We start from the raw sequence: 16,738 nt of genomic DNA, 5'->3' as shown, positions 1-16,738 counted from the left end.
TGAACAGTGAACAGTGAACAGTGAACAGTGAACAGTAAACAGTGAACAGTAAACAGTGAACAGTAAACAGTAAACAGTGAACAGTGAACAGTAAACAGTGAACAGTAAACAGTGAACAGAGAACAGAGAACAGTAAACAGTGAACAGTAAACAGTGAACAGTGATCAGTGAACAGTGATCAGTGAACAGTTAACTGTGAACTGTGAACAGTAAACAGTGAACAGTGAACAGTTAACAGTGAACAGTAAACAGTGAACAGTTAACAGTGAACAGTGAACAGGGAAGATGAGTAAGTTAATTCAAAACTCTACCTTACCTGTTCACTGTTCACTGTTAACTGTTCACTGTTAACTGTTCACTGTTCACTGTTAACTGTTCACTGTTAACTGTTCACTGTTCACTGTTAACTGTTAACTGTTAACTGTTTACTGTTCACTGTTCACTGTTCACTGTTCCCTCACCCATCTCCTTGATTCTCCACTTCTTCCATCAGTATAATCGTTCCGTATGATTGTGCTTCTTCTACTCCTTTCAAGCTTTGAAGCGTAACCCGACATTGAATGGACTGACCTCGGCGATTAATCGCATCCACGGTTATTATCTGGTGATTTTCCTCACCCTGAAAACATTTACGGATAGGTTCGAGCAACTGATCCACAGGTAAACCAATATCTAAACTCAGTAAGGATTTGTTTTGTACCTCGTCACTGCTTACTCCCCAAAGTTCCTCGGCGTCTTGATTCCAACGGATAATATTGAATTCGCGGTCTACAATAATCACCCCAGTTTGGAAACTTTCCAGAATTGACGTTAAAAAAGTATTGGCTTGGTTGACTTCCTCAGTCCGCAAGCGCAATTCTTCATTCATTGTCCGCAATTCTTCATTCGTAGACTCAAGTTCGTCATTCATCGTCTCCAGTTCTTCGTTCGTCGATTGCAGTTCCTCGTTCGTGGTTTCCAATTCCTCATTCGTCGATTGCAGTTCCTCGTTCGTGGTTTCTAGTTCCTCATTACTCGACTGAAGCTCCTCATTCACCGTCTCCAGTTCTTGGGTTGACGCTTTAAATTTATTTTGCAATTGGTTGTAGCTAGTGACATCATTAAATGAAATACTCACTCCCAGCAACTGAACACTATTGTCGTTTTCCTGTAACGGGGTAATTTGCACATCCAAATATTGAGTCGTATCTGAGTGATCCCGCACCACATCGTTAATCAAAATCGAGGTGCGATCGCGATAGACATCATCGATGATAGACCGGAGTTCTAGAGGACGGTAGGAAAGTTCCAATTCTCGAAACAGTTTGCCAATATCTTGCCGCTTGATATCAAACATCGACCGGGCGTTCATATTTGCCAAAACCAAGTAGCCACTGGCATCGACAACAATTTGAGCTACGGGTGAGGAGTTAAACGCCGCTTCTCGCAGGTGCAACCGCTCAGACAGACGAATACTTGCTTCTTCATTCCCAGATTGAGCGAATACCAGCAGGCGATCGTTCAGTTTCGGTTTTGGTACTTTGGTAAAGATCCGGTGCTGTAAACTCAAGGGTCTAAACAGGTTGCTATTGGTTAGCAGCATTTCGGCTTTGCCTAAAAATAGAGCGCCGTTGTCATTCACAGCAAAGTTAAAACGTACCAAAATCCGTTTCTGAGTTTCCGCATTAAAGTACATCAGCGTGTTACGGCAAATCAGCAAATCCAGTCGAGAAATTGGCGCATTTTGAACCAAATCATTCCGACCAAAAATCACCATACGGCGTATATCAGACCGGAAAATATAGTGATTGCCAACTTTTTCAAAATAGCGCTGTCGCCATTCATCGGAAAGCTGTTCTAAGGCTTTGGCATCATAGCGTGCCCAACGAGCTTGAGTTAAGGCTTCTTCGTCTACATCGGTGGCATAAATTTTAACTCGCTGGCGAAATTGTTCAAAACCCAGAATTTCTACCAAAAGAATAGCGATAGAATAAGCTTCTTCTCCAGAGGCACAACCAGCACTCCAGACGCGGATTGAATCTTGCTTATCCTTTTGCTGCAACAGTTGCGGCAGGGTTTGATTTTGTAGATAGTTCCAGGCTTCAGGATCTCGAAAAAATCCGGTAACGTTGATTAAAATCGTGTTGAACAGCGGCTCAAATTCTTCGGGATGAACTTCCAGGTAGTCTAGATAGTCACCAAAGTTATCGATTTGGTGAGACTGCATTCGTTTGGTTACCCGCCGCTTGAGCGTGGAGCGTTTGTAGCCTGTAAAATCAAAGCCGCGTGTTTCTTTTAGATACTCCAGTAGGGCTTCAAAGATTCGATTTTGTTCATGTTCTTCGTTCTTTGTCATTAATTGATAATTATTAATTGATAATTGATAATTATTAATTTTATAAAGGCAATAGTAAAAAATAAAAACTAAAAAGCAAATGCCCTAAATTTTAAAGCCTTCTACCCTGGAGCCTTTTAGCCTCCGCCTTCTTGTACGAGTCGGATGAGTGTTTCGGCAATTTCCGGTAAGGGTAAAATTAAATTAACTATCCCGGTATCAATGGCAGAACTGGGCATACCAAAGTGTTCCGCCGTTTCTTGATCTTGGCTGATCACCATACCACCCATTTTCGCGATCGCCTGTACTCCTTGTTTGCCATCTTTCCCTGTCCCTGTCAACACTACAGCGATTGCCCGATCTCGATAACATTTTGCCAGGGACTCAAACAGTAAATCTGCCGAGGGACGGACAAAATTAACGATAGGTGACTGAGTTAGGGAAAGAGTACCATCAGAGTTTACCAAAACATGATAATTAGGTTGGGCAATATAGACCTGTCCCGGACTTAGGTTGTCTCCTTCCTCCGTCTGCTTAATCGGCAAAGAAATACGCCTGCGGAGTATCTCTGCCATTAGAGAAGGGTGAGTGCGCTCAAGATGCTGTAAGACTAGAACCGCCGCCGGAAAGTCAGTCGGTAGATCGGATAAAACCTGAGATAGCGCCTTTAGCCCTCCTGCGGATGCGGCGATGGCGACGACATCAAAGGCGGTATTGGCGAAGGCTGGCGGGGGATTGTTGGGTTGATCGGCATGGGAAAGTTGCATTTTATGGGTAGCACCGAACTATAAGAGTTGACGCCTTTAGTCTATCGGTTTTGGAACTATCGGCGCGAAGTCATGAAATTGGGTGATTGGGGTATGGTTGTAGTATTGGACTTTTCTGACGTCTGGCGAGAACGAATGAGGTTAATTTAGGGGGTTGAAGCGTTTGGCGAGAGAATTGCCTATAAAAACCCCAATTTATCCTAAAAAACAAAACTTCATAAAGCAAAGGGCGCAAGGCGATTGAAATCGCGGCTACACAAACAAAGTCCGCCTGCGCGGACTGAGTTATAACAGGGGCAGCTAACCCGGATTTGGTATTACAGGAGAAAGAGCAATCCGCAAGAGCATTCCCCTGCTCCCAGACGTGCCATGGCACGTCTCTACATAGCTCCCCCTGCTCCCCCTGCTCCCCCTGCTCCCCCTGCTCCCCCTGCTCCCCCTGCTCCCCCTGCTTTTGGCGCTTAAGTTGACACCAATGCACCCCTACACGCCTTCCTGTAACACTTCCGAGAAGGCAAAATCGGGTTCTGCTAAAACAAATACCGTTGTCGGTAATCCCGTCGCCAAATCTTGCAAGCGTTCGTAATAACTGGTGTAATCATCCATGGGTTTCGCCATACCCAAGAACACTAAATCCGCACTTTGGGAAGAACGGCGCAGGATTTCCGGAAAGGGGCGTCCCTTCGCCTCCAGCACTTGCGATCGCGCCCCAATCCGTAGTTGTTGAGTTAAGTTTTCCAGATTCGTCCGCGTCGCTTTGGCGGCGGCTGCATTAGCGACGACCAATTTAAGGTTAATTTCCGCACCGCGCCATTCCATACTCGTCCGCAACAGGTACGCCAAAATTAACATTAAACCGCCATTTGCCTGTAAACCGCCCCACCACAGATCAATCCGCTGACGCCGACCAAATCCCCGTTCCTCTACATCCCGTAATATCACCACATTGCGGCGGGCTTGGTGTAGGTTGGCGATCATCTGGCAATAACTACCGCGACGAGTGGGTTCCTCACTATCGCCTAACAGAATCGTATTGGGAACTAAGGGACCAATTCCATACGCCTCCACTAATCGTTCTGCACCAATAAACGGATCAGGGGCGGAAATTAAACGGGCTAAGCCTTGCACCCCCCGCTTCTCTAAATACTCCCGAATCGTGGCTTCCATTTCCAATTGCTTGGCTGGATTACGGGAACCACTAGGAATCACACTGGCGACGGTAAATAAGCTGCGTTTGTGGGTTAAGTTTGCCGCAAATTCAACCAAATGCCAACGATGAGTCGGCGCCCCAGAAAATACCAGAATATGAGGACGCCAGTTTTTGGTATCGGGGGTATACTCCAGGCGAGTAATTCCCGTGCGTACCAGCGCCATCCAGATTCCCTGACGCACATCACCCCAAGCACTTTCTAATTCCCGCCGTTCTAACCAAATATAAACACTCAATACAATAATCGCTGCCATGAACGTCGCCATGGCATTGAGTAAGAACATCACCCATAAACAGCCTATCGCCCCTAGTAGGGATATAGACCAATGAACCCGGAAGGAGGGGCGAAAGGAGGGGCTACGTAAAAAGGTTTCAATCCCCGCCGCTACATTCAACACCAAATAGGTGGTGAGAAAGAACATACTCAAAACCGGGGCGATGAGGTTAAGATCCCCCACGGCGACGGCGACTAAAACTAAGCCCAATGTAACCACCGTCGCAATACGGGGTTCATCTTCCGATCCTGAACCTGTCCCCAGAAACTTCAGCCACCGAGGTAAAATCCCATCCCGCGCCAGCGCCTGCATCACCCGGGGCGCACCGAGAATACTACCAATCGCACTCGATAGCGTCGCCCCCCAAACCCCTAGTAAAACCGAAGGACCCCACAGAGACATCTTCTCCATAATTAAGGGGTTTTCGATTAAGGTGAGAGCATCCGCCCGCATCGCTAAAATCACGGGTAATGCCATATAAATGATATAACCCGTACCCACCGCCGCTAGGGTACCGATGGGAATGGAACGGCTAGGGTTACGTAAATCCCCCGACATATTCACCCCCGCCATAATCCCAGTAACGGCGGGAAAGAAGACAGCAAAAACAGTCCAAAAAGGTGCGGAGTTTTCCGGTTTCGCCCCCCACAGTTCAATCTGAGTATTCGGGTCAACGGGATGACCAAAGACCAAACAAATTAAAGACAGCGCGATCGCTGCCATAATAAAGTATTGTGCCTTAATCGCAATTTGGGCAGAGGCGATCGCCAGAATTGCCACTAGGATAGTTGTCACAATCGCTGTCAGCCGTTGATTTAATTCCGGAAACGTCAGGGAAACACTCTCGGCAAAACCAATCGTATACAGCGCCACGGATATCGCCTGGGCAAAGTAAAGGGGAATCCCCACCGCGCCTCCGGTTTCAATCCCCAAAGAACGACTAATCATGAAATACGCGCCCCCAGCCTTCACCACCCGATCAGTTGCGATCGCACAAATTGACAGTGAGGTAATAAACGTAATCGCCGTAGACAGGGTGACAATCATCAGCGTCCCCAATAAACCCACATTCCCCACAACCCAACCGAATCGCAGGTACATGATTACACCCAGGATCGTCAGGAGTGACGGTGTATAAACACCCCCAAATGTACCCAAACCCTTTTCCGGTTCAGGGGGAACTACTGGAGATGACTGCGAACGTTGACGGAACGGGAATTTCATGGTAAGCACCTAAGCCTGGTTCAATCCAATCAGAAAGGGGAGAATTTTTTCAGCAAAGACATAGCTGACTAAATCTGAAACACCCCCCTAAATAAGCAAAAAAAATGAGTTAAAGCTTCCTAGCACCCTCACGAAATCAATGTCACATCCTCTATGAGCGATTACTGACGTAGCGGGCGATTGATTTTTCGGACTCTCCGTGTCCGCCACCTTAGCAAAAAAAATTGTCTCAAACCTCTATCTGGAGATTGGGGATTTGGGGCGTTTTGATTGTGTAGGGGCGGGTTTGACGACGATCATTTCCTTCCCATAAGTGACTAAACCCGTCCCCGCACCTTTGCACCCCGGCTTCTCATCTAAGGATAAAAACTCAACGAAGGTAATCCCAATGTTTCTTGCCACCCCATCATCAGGTTCAAACATTGAATGGCTTGACCAGCTTGACCTTTAATCAAGTTATCAGTAACTGACATAACAATCACCCGGTCAGTACGCGGATCAACTTCAACGCTGATATAACACATATTCGTCCCACACGCCCACTTAGTTTGGGGATAAGTACCACTGGGCAATATTCGCACAAAAGGAGAAGCGCGATAGAATGCGCTGTAAATAGTTGCCAAATCTTCTCGCACCAGTCCAGGGTCACGCAAGGTAGCATAAACTGTAGCCAGAAGACCCCGCACCATCGGCATCAGATGGGGGGTAAACTGCACCATCACCTCATGACCCGCTAAATTACTACAAATCTGCTCAATTTCCGGGGTATGGCGATGACGGGTGACTCCATAAGGCGATACAGAACTATCTGCTTCAGCGAGTAAGAGGTTGGTTTTCGCCGTGCGCCCCGCCCCCGATGTACCCGATTTAGCATCAATAATCGCCGTATCGGGCAGAATTAACCCTTGCTTGAGCAACGGTGCAAGTGCCAAGAGACTGGTGGTAACATAACAACCTGGACAACCCACCAGTTTCGCCTCAGCGATGCGATCGCGGTACAATTCCGGTAAGCCATAAACCGCTGTAGCCACGGTTTCCTGGTCATTGCGTTCTCCCCCATACCAGGTTTTATAGGTATCCAAATTTTTAAACCGATAGTCAGCCGAAAGATCAATCACCTTACAGCCTTTCGCCAACAACGTCGGCGCCATCTGACAAGCTAAACCATTGGGTAATGAGAGAAACACCACCTGACAACGGCTGGCAATTTTATCTAAATCAATCTCCTCTATGGTCAAATTCACACAATGACCCAGATGAGGATAGAGTTCAGAAAAGGACTTCCCCGCACTACTATTTCCCCCCAAATAAACCACCTCCACTCCTGGGTGATCCATCAATAGGCGTATCAATTGCACGCCCCCATAGCCAGAAGCGCCAATAATTCCCACAGACAGGCGTCCTAAGTCACCCATAATATTCCTTCCCTAACAGAGTTAACATCGAAAACAGATGAACATTTGCTGCATTTTAGCTTGAACCGGTGTGACTAAACCCGCCTCGACTCCCCCATCTCCCTGATCGTCCTGAACTGGGTTGGGAGAGTTCGCTACCATAAAGTCAGACCGTTCCACTGTCAAGGGATAGTAACTACATGCCAATCCGATTATCAGCGCAAGAGGCAAACGTTTCTGCTAATCCAGACACAGACGCACCTCATTGCCATCCGCCCCATTGTGTTGAAAGCCAGCGGATTGGTTCATTGCAGCCTAAAATGCTGAACACAGAAAAAGCCCAACGCATGGCAGAGTTGTTCAGTTCCCTAGGGGATACAAATCGGCTGAGGATCATCTCCCTACTCGCGATCGCAGAACTGTGCGTATGTGACATCGCAGCAGCGCTGGATATGAGTGAATCCGCCGTCTCCCATCAATTACGCACCCTGCGAACCATGCGATTAGTACGGTATCATAAACGCGGTCGAAAGGTCTATTATCATCTTCAAGATCAGCACGTTCTCGACTTGTATCAATCCGTTGCCGAACATTTAGATGAGCCTGAATAGTTTATTCCCGATTCCTGATTCTCCATTCCCTGTTAAGAGTTCCCTGTTCCCTGACAAATGACAAATGACACCTCAAATTATTTGGCAACAAAATAGTGACAATCCCGAAAATGGCGCGAACCTAGCCAAAATCAGCAAATTTTGGACAGCCCTCAATAACCGAAAAGTTTCATGGCGACAGCGAATAATTCCCACCAGTGGAAATGTCCAGGAAATCGACTGGGAATGGCAGCGGTTTGACGAAGAATTTAAACTACAAAATCCACAAGTTCGTGGGATTACACTCTACTGGCAAAAACCAGACACGGATCAAGAACGAAGTACAACCCCCTGGAAACTTGGACTCGACACGCAGCAACTTCAGGCTTATATTTATCCTCAATCTCAGAAAAATTTAGTCATCCGGGTGGGAATTCCGGAAGTTATCTATCAAAAAATAGAAATCACTAATCCTCAGTGGGAAAGTCACTATCAGGGGGAAAACCATGTAATTACATTGCGCGATAAGCAGCAACAAATAGAAGTAAAACTTACCTTAAGTCCAGAAAATATCGCTCAGCTTAAGGAAAATCTGCCCGGATAGTGGAAGTGTTCCCCTTTATTCAAAGGTGGCGATTCTCAATAAACAGGAATAATTGCCAAAAATCTTCCAGAATCTGGCTCAATCCCAGTATCATAGATCAAAATACTTAAATAAACTTCACAAAGCGCCGTGATTACAGAACCGTTAATCCAGATCAACCCACTAGAAAAACACCTTTGGACTTGGCAAGGGCACTCAATTGAATACACCGTCAAGGGAACAGGTCAACCCTTATTATTGATTCACGGATTTGGTGCATCCATTGGACATTGGCGAAAGAATATCCCGGTGCTGGCGGATGCAGGGTATCGGGTGTTTGCGATTGACCTATTAGGATTCGGTGGTTCAGATAAACCGGGCTTAGACTACAGCTTAGAGTTATGGATCGAACAGATCAAAGACTTCTGGGAAGCCCATATTAAAGAACCAACAGTATTTATTGGCAACTCCATTGGGGCACTATTGAGTTTAATGGTCGTTACCCAAGACCCAGATATCGCCGTTGGTGGTGTTTTAATTAACTGTGCAGGGGGGTTAAATCACCGTCCCGATGAGTTAAATTTACCCTTACGGCTGGTCATGGGAACCTTTACCAAATTGGTCAGTTCTAAAACCGTGGGTCCATTTTTATTTAACCGCATTCGCCAAAAAAACCGGATTCGCAACACCCTGCGTCAGGTTTACTGTGATCCCCAAGCGATTACAGAAGAATTAGTCGATTTACTATACCAACCCTCCTGTGATCCGGGTGCCCAACAGGTGTTTGCTTCGGTATTGACTGGTCCTCCTGGTCCTGCGCCGAGAGAATTATTACCCAAGCTACAACGTCCTCTACTGGTTCTGTGGGGAGAAAATGACCCTTGGACACCGATTAATGGGGCGGCTATTTACCAGCAGCAGCGCCAGATGGAGAAAGATGTGGAGTTTTTTGCCATTCCGCAGGCGGGTCATTGTCCTCACGATGAGAAGCCGGAGATGGTTAATTCCTTAATTCTCGATTGGCTGAGTCATATTACATAGTCGAACCCATTGGCGGCTTACTGGGTGCTAGTGTGGTGGCGATCGCCAAACTCCTTTTACCCTGGGGAATGGCGTTTGCGGCTGGTGCAATGCTGTTTGTGATTAGCGATGAAATTATCCCCGAATCCCATCGTCAAGGGCGTGAACAAGAAGCCACGATTGGGGTGATGATAGGATTTGTGCTCATGATGCTTCTAGATATTGGTTTAGGGTGAACTCTAAGTAGGTTGGTGGAAGAAAATCCAACTCCATTAACTTCTGTAAATAGTTCTCAAACCTTTACATAAGACGAATGACGATAAGCAACGACGGATTGGGGGGTAACAATTCTTGAAGTACGCCTTGGTGCATGAGTGGCTGACTCCCAAAGCAACGGGTGGTTCTGAACTGGTGGTTCAAGAAATCCTCAAGTCCGTTGAGGCTGATTTGTATGCTTTGATTGATTTTGAATCAACCAATCCCCAAAGTTATTTGTTTGGACGCCAGATTGGCACGACCTTTTTACAGCATTTTCCAATGGCTAGCAAGGGAGTGCAGAAATATTTACCCCTGCTGCCCTTAGCCATTGAACAGCTAGACTTACGGGATTACGATGTGATCCTATCCTCCTCCCATGCTGTTGCCAAAGGTGTTCTCACCCGTCCGCAACAGCTACACATCTGCTACTGCCATACACCCATGCGCTACGCTTGGGATTTGACCTTTGACTACCTCAACAGCAGTGCTATGGGACGAGGATTACCTGGGTCAATTACCCGGTATCTGCTGCATCGGTTGCGTCAATGGGATGTCATCTCAGCGAACCGGGTGGATTATTTTATTGCCAACTCCCGCCATACAGCACGACGGATCTGGCGCTGCTACAGGCGAGAGGCACAGGTGATTTATCCTCCAGTTCATATTGAACGGTTTCCTTTTTTGGCTCAAAAGTCGGATTTTTACTTGACAGTTTCTCGATTGGTTAGTTACAAGCAAGTGACGTTAATCGTGGAGGCGTTCAATCAACTGGGATATCCTTTGGTTGTTATTGGCTGTGGACCTCAATTGCAGGCGCTGCGCCATCTGGCTAAACCCAACGTACAAGTGCTTGGCTTTTGTCCCGATGGCGTGGTTGAGGAGTATATGGCACAGGCGAAGGCATTTGTTTATGCTGCCTGTGAAGATTTTGGCATTGCCCTAGTGGAAGCTCAAGCTTGTGGTACACCAATCATTGCCTATGGTGCTGGTGGCGCCTTGGAAACCGTTCGGGATATCCGGAAACATCCGGATAAGGGTACGGGTCTGTTTTTTCTAGACCAAAGTCCCAGGGCTTTGATGGAGGCGGTGGAAGCCTTTGAAGCACAAGCTACTGCTTTTAGTCCCGAACAGATACAATTAAACGCAGCTAAATTTGCGCCAACTGTTTTTAGCGATCGCTACTTGACGTTTCTGGATGGCTGCTATCGAGACCACCTGTCACGATGAAAGAGTCATAAATTCCAGTTTCCTGGTCGCTATTGCCTTAGCTAACCGCTTCTGGCTTTATGATCGTGACGTGTGGTGTGAAGTGAAGGAGTAAGATGACTGCCCAAAGCCAACTTATCTCCGTCAAGACGTTGCGAGCGTTCGTGAAGCGTGGTGTCCAGCCCCGCGCTCCACGCAGTAGACCCAAAGGTCTGTCTCGATATCGCTTAGACGGAATTTTTGCCAAGCGGCTGTTCGATGTCGTATTTTCCCTATCGGTTCTTACGTTGTTTTTTCCGATTTACCTGCTCTTAGCCATCCTAATCGCTATCAGTTCACCAGGACCTATTTTTTATGTTCAGGAGCGAATCGGTAAAGATTATAAACCGTTTAGCTGCATTAAATTCAGGACAATGGTGGAAAATGCGGATGAAATGTTGCTAGAAATGTTGACAGAATCAACTTCTATTCGTTGTGAGTTTGAAGCGAATTTCAAGCTAAAGCAAGACCCCAGAATAACCTTAATTGGCAAAGTCTTGCGATATACGAGCTTGGATGAGTTTCCGCAATTTTGGAACGTTTTGAAAGGAGATATGAGTGTAGTCGGACCTCGACCCTTAGTCCCGGAGGAACTGCATAAGTACGGGCGTCACATCGATAAAATTTTGACAATTAGACCAGGAATTACCGGACTATGGCAAGTTTCAGGACGGAATGATATACCCTATAAACGTCGAGTACAAATCGATGTTTATTACGTCAATTACTGCAATTTTTGGCTGGACTTATGGTTGATTGTGAAAACAATTGGCGTAATAATTTCTCCAAAGAATAATGGAGCTTACTGACAAGTTAAGCTTAGGGGAGCATGGGAGGATTAATCTCAAATTAAACCTCTCGGCTCAAACTCGACAATGACCATTGCCCGAAGTACGCGGAATGAACCAACCGCCGGACGTAACGACGGCGGCAAAGTCAGACTCCCATGCTAGGCTAGACAGATAATACATTAAAGAAAAAGTCGATCAATGCCAGAAATTTTAAGGTAATGTAAGGAATAATTTCCTATATCCCAAAACCGGGTCGGGATATTACGTTTCTGGCAAGCACCTACTGCCACTGTTGCCCATACGCATCACAGGACGATTTAAGGATGACGCAACCCAAACAAGCGCTGATTACAGGTATAACCGGTCAAGACGGTTCTTACTTGAGTGAGTTATTACTGGAGAAAGGCTACGAAGTTCATGGAATTGTCCGGCGAACTTCCACATTTAACACCGATCGCATTGACCATATCTACGTTGATCCGCACAATCAGAATGCCCGATTATTTCTACACTACGGGGACTTGACTGATGGCGTCACCTTGCGCCGCATTCTAGAGGAAGTCAAGCCTACAGAAATTTATAATTTGGGCGCTCAATCCCATGTTCGTGTTAGTTTTGACTGTCCGGAATATACAGTTGATGCCGTGGGAATGGGAACGCTGCGTCTGTTGGAAGCCATTCGGGATTATCGGAATCGCACGGCTATTGATGTGCGCTTCTATCAGGCGGGTTCGTCGGAAATGTTTGGCAAAGTCCAGGAAGTTCCCCAAAAAGAAACTACCCCATTTTATCCCCGCAGTCCTTATGCTTGTGCCAAAGTGTATTCCCATTGGCAAACAGTGAATTATCGCGAATCCTATGGGATGTTTGCCTGCAATGGTATCTTGTTTAATCACGAATCGCCGCGTCGGGGAGAAACATTTGTCACCCGTAAGATTACTCGTGCGATCTCGCGAATTGTGACTGGACAGCAGAAAAAAATCTATCTAGGAAATCTAGATGCGAAGCGAGATTGGGGCTATGCAAAAGATTATGTTAAAGCCATGTGGCTGATGCTGCAACAAAAGGAACCCGACGATTACGTCGTCGCTACAGGTGAAACTCACTCGATTCGCGAATTTCTGGATATTGCCTTTAACTGTGTAAATTTAGATTGGCAAGACTATGTGGAGTTTGACCCCCGCTATCTGCGCCCAGCGGAAGTGGAGTTACTGATTGGTGATCCGGCAAAAGCAAAGCAAAAGCTGGGTTGGCAACCGTCTTTATCCTTTGAAGATTTAGTCGCATTAATGGTAGAAGCCGATTTGCGAACTTTCGGACAGTCATCGTCTAACGGTGAAGGGGCAAAACTGTTTGAAAAACACAAGGAAAATACTTACGAACATTCCCAAGCTCACGCACCTATTGATTGAGTAAAATTCAAAAGGTACGCATTCGTAAGGGCGGGCGCGAGTGATTTACAGGAGACTGGAAACAATAACGTAACCCTAATATCCGCCCTTAAATTACCGTTTATTCAGTGTTTTCATGTATCTAATATTATCATGAACAACGACTCAAAAATTTACGTAGCAGGTCATCGCGGCTTGGTGGGTAGTGCCATTGTCAAATCCTTACGCGACAAGGGTTATACCAATCTTATCCTGAAAAATAGTCAAGAGTTGGACTTAAGACGACAGCAAGCCGTCGAGGATTTCTTTGCCGCTGAACGCCCAGATTACGTTTTTATGGCGGCGGCAAAAGTGGGAGGGATTAATGCCAACAACACCTACCGCGCTGAATTTCTCTATGAGAACTTAATGATTGAATCTAATGTTATTCATAGCGCTTATTTGTGCGGTGTAAAAAAATTGCTGTTTCTCGGCTCATCTTGTATCTATCCCAAATTATGTCCCCAGCCGATGAAGGAAGAACACCTACTTACGGGGTACCTTGAACCGACGAATGAACCCTACGCGATCGCGAAAATTGCCGGACTGAAACTTTGCGAGAATTATTGTCGGCAGTATGGGGTGAATTTCATCTCCGCTATGCCCACAAATCTCTATGGTCCAAATGATAATTTCAATTTAGCCAATTCCCACGTTCTCCCCGCCCTGTTGCGAAAAACCCATGAAGCTAAAATTAACAAGGCTGAGGCTGTGGAAATTTGGGGAACGGGTTCGCCTCTGCGGGAGTTTTTATATGTCGATGATTTAGCTGATGCTTTAGTTTTTCTGATGGATCACTATAACGAAATCCAATTCGTGAATGTCGGTACAGGGGAAGAGGTTTCTATCAAAGAATTGGCGCTGTTAATTAAAGCAGTGATTGGTTACGAGGGTGAGTTAAAATTCGATTCCTCTAAACCCGATGGTACACCGCGTAAACTTTTGGATACCTCGAAAATTAATGCCGCTGGTTGGCAGCCTAAAATCTCCTTAAAGCAAGGTATAGAATTAACCTATCAATGGTTCAGGGAAAACTATGATAGAATTAAAGGAAAATAGTGGAGAAAGTTTCTATTACGGATAGCTTTTTGAAACCCCTGCTCCTTTAAAATTCAAATATAGAGATTATTTAGGATTAGGGTTATTGGTATCTTATGAAACTGGCGATTCGTGTGGTACTATCACTATTGCCCCTACTGGCTCTTGGCATAAGCTGCGATCGCGCTGACGCCACGCCTACTCAATGCAGCCAAATTCGTCAGGTACGCCGTCTCGCCATTCAGCAAGGCTTAGACGACGCAAACCTGGCGACTCTAGAAGCGCAATACTGTAATACCGCTCAACCTTCGGCGGTGGAAGTTATCCCACCCCCAACCGCTACCCAGGAATGTCTCGATCTGACGATTATGACGCGACTGGCGCGAATGTCTCAAGGAAATAGCAATCTGGTGCGATTAGTAGAGACTCAGCAACAATTCGCCTGTGGATTAGCGAATACCTGGGGAAGGGCAATTATTGAATATCCGAATGGACAACGGGCGAAAATCGGTGACAATTGGAATTATCCCAACGGACAAACGGCGAAATTCGGCGCGATTTGGAAGTATCCCAATGGACAAACGGCAAAAGTAGCCTCTCGCTGGTACTATCCCAACGGGGAAATAGCTAAATTTGGAAGACGTTGGAGTTACCCCACAGGACAATCGGCAAACTTTGAAAATCTGGTAACCTGGGCGTGCAGTGTCATCAGCCGGGATGAATGCGCCTCACGATTATTAGCATTGCGAAATACCAATGATTTTTGGAGTGAAATGGCAACCCTAGAGTTAGCTTGGCAGGCGATGATAAATGACAAATGACGAATGACAAAAAACAATTACGTCAGCGACTGCTGAAACAGCGACAAGCCATGACAAAGGATGACGGGCGAGAAAAGAGCGATCGCGTCTGTACTCAGCTTCAGTCTTCACCCCTATTCACTCAGGCAAAAACGATCCTGGCTTATTTTAGTTTTCGCCAAGAACCGGATCTGAATCCTCTGTTTACCGATACCCAATACTGTTGGGGATTGCCTCGATGTGTCGGTAAATCTCTCCTCTGGCATAGCTGGAAAAGCGGAGAAGCCCTAAAAGCGGGTGCTTATGGCATTTTTGAACCCGATGCAAATTCCCCCACCTTAGAGCCTAATGACGTGGATTTAATCTTAGTTCCTGCGGTAGCGTGCGATCGCCGAGGCTATCGTTTAGGCTATGGGGGTGGATTTTATGATCGCTTGCTGAGTTCGGCGGAATGGACATCTAAGCCTACCATCGGAATTGTCTTTGATTTTGCTTTCTTGCCCCAACTTCCTATCGATGGGTGGGATCAACCTTTAAATGGGGTTTGTACGGAAACCGAGTTGATTATGATGGTTTAGAGGGCTAAAGCCCTGACGACAGAACGGGTTTGTACGGAAACAGGATTGATTATGATGGTTTAGAGGGCTAAAGCCCTGACTACAGAAGCAGAAAATGCGATGAGTAAAAAGTCGGGAAAACAGATTTGGCAAAGGTTTTGGACGTATATCCTCTTAAGTGCGATCGCGTTGGTGATGCTGTTTCCTCTCTTCTGGTTGATTAGCACATCGTTGAAGTCTTCCACAGAGAATATTTTTGGCTTTCCGCCTCAACTGTTCCCTACTCAGCCAACGATTGAAAATTATATTAAAATCTGGCAAGCCAATCCCTTTGGTCAATATCTCTGGAATAGTCTCATTGTTGCCATTCTCACCGTTAGTTTCAATCTCCTCTTTTGTTCCCTCGCCGCTTATCCCTTAGCCCGTCTTAATTTTCGGGGACGAGATATCATTTTCGCGATTATCGTTTCCACCATCATGATTCCCTTTCAAATCGTGATGATTCCCCTCTACATCTTGATGGTGCAGTTTGGCTTACGCAATAGTTATTTAGGCATCATTTTCCCCAGTTTAGCCTCAGCCTTTGGCATTTTCTTATTACGCCAAGCTTTTCAAGGGGTTCCTAAAGAACTTGAAGAAGCGGCTAGGATGGATGGCTGTTCGGAGTTAGGATTGTGGTGGCATGTGATGATTCCAGCCGTTCGTCCGGCGTTAGTTACTTTGGCTATCTTTGTCTTTATTGGCTCATGGAGTGACTTTCTCTGGCCCCTAATCGTTCTTGACAGACCAGAATATTATACCTTACCTTTAGGTGTTGCTAAGTTAGCCGGAACCTTTTCTCTCGATTGGCGTTTAATTGCCGCAGGTTCAGTTATTTCTATTGCCCCAGTTTTGCTATTTTTTATCCTGATGCAGCGGTATATTGTACCTAATGATAGTGGGAGTGGTGTTAAAGGGTAGATTCCAATACTGTTCGATTAAGGGAAGCTGAAAAAGCTGGAAAAAACATTCAATGATCAGGAAAAACTGACTCCGGAAATTTGTGACCAACTCATAGAGTTAATTCATGCATGAACTTGGGCTAGTAGACCAGAAATAACCCGCTTAACGTCTGAAGAAGACAATATATTGCCTAGAGCCTTTTCATATTCTGCTTCGCCCGCATTTCTCACAAAGAGCGATCCCTAACCCCATACCCCTTCTGCCTTGGAGCCTTTTGCTATTGCATATAGAGGGGTTTTG

General features: G+C 46.1%; 14 protein-coding genes and 1 pseudogene. 11 read left to right on the top strand and 4 right to left on the bottom strand.

The window, feature by feature from the left end:
• Positions 1-457: 457 nt before the first annotated feature.
• The 4 genes from RID09_RS24040 to argC form a co-directional block, all read right to left on the bottom strand.
• Positions 458-2,335 carry a CheR family methyltransferase gene (locus tag RID09_RS24040; protein WP_446338434.1) on the bottom strand — a complete coding sequence of 626 codons (1,878 nt, stop codon included), beginning with the start codon at positions 2,333-2,335 and terminating at the stop codon, positions 458-460.
• 116 nt (positions 2,336-2,451) lie between these two features.
• The gene (locus tag RID09_RS24035; protein WP_446338433.1) at positions 2,452-3,081 is read right to left on the bottom strand and encodes a chemotaxis protein CheB; all 630 of its coding nucleotides are present in this window, start codon (positions 3,079-3,081) and stop codon (positions 2,452-2,454) included.
• Between the two features lie 483 nt (positions 3,082-3,564).
• Positions 3,565-5,790 (bottom strand): Na-K-Cl cotransporter, encoded by a 2,226-nt coding sequence (locus tag RID09_RS24030; protein WP_446338432.1) that lies wholly within the window; start codon positions 5,788-5,790, stop codon positions 3,565-3,567.
• Positions 5,791-6,146: 356 nt separating this feature from the next.
• Entirely contained in the window at positions 6,147-7,205 is a 1,059-nt protein-coding gene (gene argC, locus RID09_RS24025) for an N-acetyl-gamma-glutamyl-phosphate reductase (protein WP_446338431.1), read from the bottom strand.
• Between the two features lie 179 nt (positions 7,206-7,384).
• On the opposite strand from argC, the gene RID09_RS24020 reads away from it, so the two are divergent.
• From RID09_RS24020 to RID09_RS23970, 11 genes and pseudogenes are all read left to right on the top strand, one after another.
• A complete protein-coding gene (locus tag RID09_RS24020; RefSeq protein ID WP_446338430.1) occupies positions 7,385-7,795 on the top strand; it encodes an ArsR/SmtB family transcription factor in 411 nt (136 codons plus the stop codon).
• Positions 7,796-7,859: 64 nt separating this feature from the next.
• Positions 7,860-8,378 (top strand): hypothetical protein, encoded by a 519-nt coding sequence (locus tag RID09_RS24015; RefSeq protein WP_446338429.1) that lies wholly within the window; start codon positions 7,860-7,862, stop codon positions 8,376-8,378.
• A 129-nt stretch (positions 8,379-8,507) separates the two neighbouring features.
• On the top strand, positions 8,508-9,398 hold the full coding sequence (locus tag RID09_RS24010; protein WP_446338428.1) for an alpha/beta fold hydrolase: 891 nt from the start codon (positions 8,508-8,510) through the stop codon (positions 9,396-9,398).
• Positions 9,395-9,613, top strand: a pseudogene (locus RID09_RS24005) (ZIP family metal transporter); the annotation flags it as partial. The gene RID09_RS24010 and the pseudogene RID09_RS24005, both read left to right, overlap by 4 nt.
• Positions 9,614-9,728: 115 nt before the next feature.
• Positions 9,729-10,862: a glycosyltransferase gene (locus RID09_RS24000; RefSeq protein WP_446338427.1), complete on the top strand. Its 1,134-nt coding sequence runs from the start codon at positions 9,729-9,731 to the stop codon at positions 10,860-10,862.
• A 95-nt stretch (positions 10,863-10,957) separates the two neighbouring features.
• The gene (locus RID09_RS23995; RefSeq protein WP_446338426.1) at positions 10,958-11,689 is read left to right on the top strand and encodes a sugar transferase; all 732 of its coding nucleotides are present in this window, start codon (positions 10,958-10,960) and stop codon (positions 11,687-11,689) included.
• 305 nt (positions 11,690-11,994) lie between these two features.
• Positions 11,995-13,083 carry a GDP-mannose 4,6-dehydratase gene (gene gmd, locus RID09_RS23990; protein ID WP_446338425.1) on the top strand — a complete coding sequence of 363 codons (1,089 nt, stop codon included), beginning with the start codon at positions 11,995-11,997 and terminating at the stop codon, positions 13,081-13,083.
• Between the two features lie 132 nt (positions 13,084-13,215).
• A complete protein-coding gene (gene fcl, locus RID09_RS23985; protein ID WP_446338424.1) occupies positions 13,216-14,160 on the top strand; it encodes a GDP-L-fucose synthase in 945 nt (314 codons plus the stop codon).
• A gap of 95 nt (positions 14,161-14,255) precedes the next feature.
• Complete coding sequence (locus tag RID09_RS23980) at positions 14,256-14,960, top strand: hypothetical protein (RefSeq protein WP_446338423.1); 705 nt, start codon at positions 14,256-14,258, stop codon at positions 14,958-14,960.
• Positions 14,957-15,517, top strand: a complete 561-nt coding sequence (locus RID09_RS23975; protein ID WP_446338422.1) for a 5-formyltetrahydrofolate cyclo-ligase — start codon at positions 14,957-14,959, stop codon at positions 15,515-15,517. The genes RID09_RS23980 and RID09_RS23975 overlap by 4 nt, the downstream gene beginning before the upstream one ends.
• A gap of 99 nt (positions 15,518-15,616) precedes the next feature.
• Entirely contained in the window at positions 15,617-16,456 is an 840-nt protein-coding gene (locus tag RID09_RS23970) for a carbohydrate ABC transporter permease (RefSeq protein WP_446338421.1), read from the top strand.
• The last annotated feature ends 282 nt before the right edge of the window (positions 16,457-16,738 follow it).

It is taken from the genome of Coleofasciculus sp. G1-WW12-02, assembly GCF_040219735.1.
GTDB lineage: Bacteria > Cyanobacteriota > Cyanobacteriia > Cyanobacteriales > Coleofasciculaceae > Coleofasciculus.
The sequence above is the reverse complement of the archived record's forward strand: the minus strand, read 5'-3'. Positions and strand labels throughout refer to the sequence as shown.